The organism is Salipiger sp. HF18, from assembly GCF_011806505.1.
GTDB classification, from domain to species: Bacteria; Pseudomonadota; Alphaproteobacteria; order Rhodobacterales; family Rhodobacteraceae; genus Salipiger; species Salipiger thiooxidans.
Genome location: NZ_JAATOS010000608.1, coordinates 1 through 2147, shown reverse-complemented (window position 1 = coordinate 2147; position 2147 = coordinate 1). Strand labels below are relative to the sequence as shown.

Here is a 2147-nt window from a genome sequence, read left to right as displayed (position 1 = left end):
GGAGTGGATCGGCATTCCCTACACCCATTCCGGTGTGCTGGCCTCGGCGCTGGCCATGGACAAGGAACGCTCCAAGCAGGTCTACCGCGACGCCGGTCTGCCGGTGGTCGAGAGCGTGCTGGCCAGCAAGGACGAGATCGAGGCGGCTCACGTCATGGCGCCGCCCTACGTGGTGAAGCCCTACAACGAGGGCTCGTCGGTGGGCGTCTACCTGGTGATGGACGGTGCCAACACGCCGCCGCGCCTGTCCCCCGAGATGCCCGAGACGCTGATGGTCGAGACCTACGCGCCGGGCCGTGAGCTGACCACCACGGTGGTCGGTGACCGGGCGCTCACCGTGACCGACATCCTTACCGACGGCTGGTACGATTACGACGCCAAGTACAAGGACGGCGGCTCGCGCCACGTGCTGCCCGCCGCCGTACCGCAGGAGATCTTCGACGCCTGTCTCGACTACGCACTGCGCGCCCACCGGGCGCTCGGCTGCCGGGGCGTCAGCCGCACTGATTTCCGCTGGGACGAGAGCCGTGGGCTCGACGGGCTGATCCTGCTCGAGACCAACACCCAGCCCGGCATGACGCCGACCTCGCTGGCGCCCGAGCAGGGCCAGAGCGTCGGCATCACCTTTGGCGCGCTCTGCCGCTGGATGGTGGAGGACGCCTCGTGCAACAGATGACCCCGGAGCAGGCACAGCAGGTGCACCGCCCCGATCCCGCGCCGTCGCGGCTGAAGTACCGGCTCGAGCGGCTGATGCTGACGCCGCTCTTCCGCTTCACGCTGCGGGTCGGGCTGCCGCTCGCGGTCGTCGCGGGCGCGGCGGGGTGGTACTTTTCCTACGAGCAGCACCGCACCGCGGTGACCGACACCATCGCCGAGATCCGCAACCAGATCGAGACCCGGCCCGAGTTCATGGTCAACCTCATGGCCATCGACGGCGCCAGCCCCGACGTGGCCGAGGACATCCGCGAGATCATCCCGCTCGACTTCCCGATCAGCTCCTTCGACCTCGACCTTGACCAGATGCGCGAGACCATCAACGGGCTCGACGCGGTCCGGCAGGCCAGGCTGATGATCCGGCAGGGCGGGGTGCTGCAGATCGAGGTGACCGAGCGGGTGCCGGTGGTGCTGTGGCGCATGGGTGGACAGCTCGAGCTGCTCGACCGCAAGGGCGTGCGGGTGCGTCCGGCGCAGGCGCGCAGCGACCGGCCGGATCTTCCGGTGATCGCCGGGCGCGGTGCCGACCAGGCGGTGCCCGAGGCGGTGGCGCTGGTGCAGGCGGCGGCGCCGCTCAAGGACAGGCTGCGCGGGCTCGAGCGTATCGGCGAGCGGCGCTGGGACGTGGGCCTCGATCGCGGTCAGAGGATCATGCCGTGCGTGCGCTGGAACGGGCCATCGCCATGGACCAGGCGGTGGACATGCTGGCGCGGGACATCGCGGCAGTGGACCTGAGGCTGTCGCAGCGCCCGTCGCTGCGGCTGAACGGTGAAGCGATCGAGGATTACCGGCAGATCAAGGCCGTGGAGACCGGAGAGAAAAAGCGATGATCGAGCTCTATGAATCCCAGCGCGCGATGCGGAACATGCGCAAGGCCGCGATGCAGCGGGGTGTCGTCGCGATCCTGGACGTGGGCAGCTCCAAGATTGCCTGCCTCGTCCTGCGCTTCGACGGGACCGAGCGCATCGGCGACGACGGCGTGGGCTCGCTGGCCGGGCAGTCGGGCTTCCGGGTGATCGGCGCCGCCACCACACGCTCGCGCGGGGTGCGCTTCGGCGAGATCGCCGCCATGGGCGAGACCGAGCGGGCGATCCGCACCGCGGTGCAGGCGGCGCAGAAGATGGCCGGCATCCGGGTCGACCACGTCATCGTCTCCTTCGCCGGGGCCGAGCCGCGCAGCTACGGGCTGGCGGGGCAGGTCGAGGTCGAGAACACCATGGTCTCGGAACAGGATGTGGCGCGGGTGCTGTCGGCCTGCGACGTGCCCGATTTCGGCTCGGGCCGCGAGGTGCTGCACGCGCAGCCGGTGAACTTCGCGCTCGACCACCGCTCCGGGCTCAACGATCCGCGCGGCCAGATCGGCCAGTCGCTGGCCACCGACATGCACATGCTGACGGTGAACGCGCAGGCGATCCAGAATATTGCGCATTGCG

The 2147-nt window shown here is 69.6% G+C and carries 4 protein-coding genes; all 4 read left to right on the top strand.

Features of this window, described 5'->3' with window-relative positions:
• Positions 1-676 (top strand): D-alanine--D-alanine ligase (locus HC022_RS24800; protein ID WP_167454168.1); only part of this gene is annotated, 676 nt, incomplete at its 5' end.
• Complete coding sequence (locus HC022_RS24795) at positions 673-1449, top strand: cell division protein FtsQ/DivIB (RefSeq protein ID WP_368484745.1); 777 nt, start codon at positions 673-675, stop codon at positions 1447-1449. The genes HC022_RS24800 and HC022_RS24795, both read left to right, overlap by 4 nt.
• On the top strand, positions 1416-1544 hold the full coding sequence (locus HC022_RS29945) for a hypothetical protein (RefSeq protein ID WP_368484742.1): 129 nt from the start codon (positions 1416-1418) through the stop codon (positions 1542-1544). The genes HC022_RS24795 and HC022_RS29945 overlap by 34 nt, the downstream gene beginning before the upstream one ends.
• A partial coding sequence (locus HC022_RS24790; RefSeq protein WP_303049099.1) for a cell division protein FtsA occupies positions 1541-2147 on the top strand: 607 nt, incomplete at its 3' end. The genes HC022_RS29945 and HC022_RS24790, both read left to right, overlap by 4 nt.